Source organism: Vibrio sp. 1641, assembly GCF_033339995.1.
Classification (GTDB): Bacteria; Pseudomonadota; Gammaproteobacteria; order Enterobacterales; family Vibrionaceae; genus Vibrio; species Vibrio alginolyticus.
Genome location: NZ_JAWOVP010000059.1, coordinates 1 through 1,024, shown reverse-complemented (window position 1 = coordinate 1,024; position 1,024 = coordinate 1). Strand labels below are relative to the sequence as shown.

General features: G+C 46.0%; 1 protein-coding gene. It reads left to right on the top strand.

Annotated elements, in window-relative coordinates; genetic code table 11:
* On the top strand, positions 1–1,016 hold a 1,016-nt coding region (locus R7Z47_RS24140), incomplete at its 5' end, for a transglycosylase SLT domain-containing protein (protein WP_318130673.1).
* Positions 1,017–1,024: the final 8 nt, after the last annotated feature.

The window sequence follows — 1,024 nt, the reverse complement described above, 5'->3', positions numbered from 1 at the left end:
AAACCAGTAAAAATGTCGCTTTGATCGAAAATCGTATCCGTCTAGCAATTCAAAATGCAGATTGGAAAGGTGTTCAACAGTGGATTGCCGTACTCAACAAAGATGAGCAAGCCTCGCTCCGCTGGCAATATTGGTTAGGTCGAAGTGAGATTGCGCTGGGTGATGATATTGCTGGCAAACAGCGATTGGCGACCTTAGTTGGTCAGCGCAATTTCTACAGCGTGGCTGCGGCGAATGCGATTGGTCAGTCAATCAAATATCCATCTCATCGTATTAAGCTCGATACTAAGGTTATTCACCCGTATCAAAACTCTCTCACTCGTATTGAAGAGTTGATTGCGACAGATAAAATTGCGGCAGCGAAAAGTGAGTGGGCGCATTTGCTGAGTAGAGTAGGTAAAGATGAAAAGGCGATGTTGGCGGCGTATGCCTCATCCAAGAATTGGCATCACCTAACCGTCACAGCCAGTATCCAGGCGCAAATGTGGGACAATATTGAACTGCGATTTCCCATTGCGCACCGCTGGTGGTTCAACTTTTATGCGAAGAAGCATGACATCGACCCGATTACGATGATGTCGTTAGCCAGACAAGAAAGTGCATTGGATTCAGAGGCGCGTTCTCCGGTAGGGGCTCGCGGTATCATGCAAATCATGCCAGCGACTGCGAAGTACACGGCACGTAAATACAAGCTGACTTATCAAGGTAGTGATGATTTATACAACGTCGGCAAAAACATCGAGATCGGTAGCCATTATCTGCAAGGTTTGCTAGAGGATTACGATAATAATCGTATTTTTGCGCTCGCCGCTTATAATGCTGGCCCTAACCGAGAAAAAACGTGGCGAGAGCGAACCCAAGGCAAAGTGGACGCATACGCCTTTATTGAGGCGATTCCATTTAACGAAACTCGTGGGTATGTGCAAAACATTCTGATGTTTGAAACCTACTATCGTGATCTTTTGGGTATCGATGGCGCGTTCTTGAATCAACATGAGATCAATACCAAGTATTGAGTGAGGTA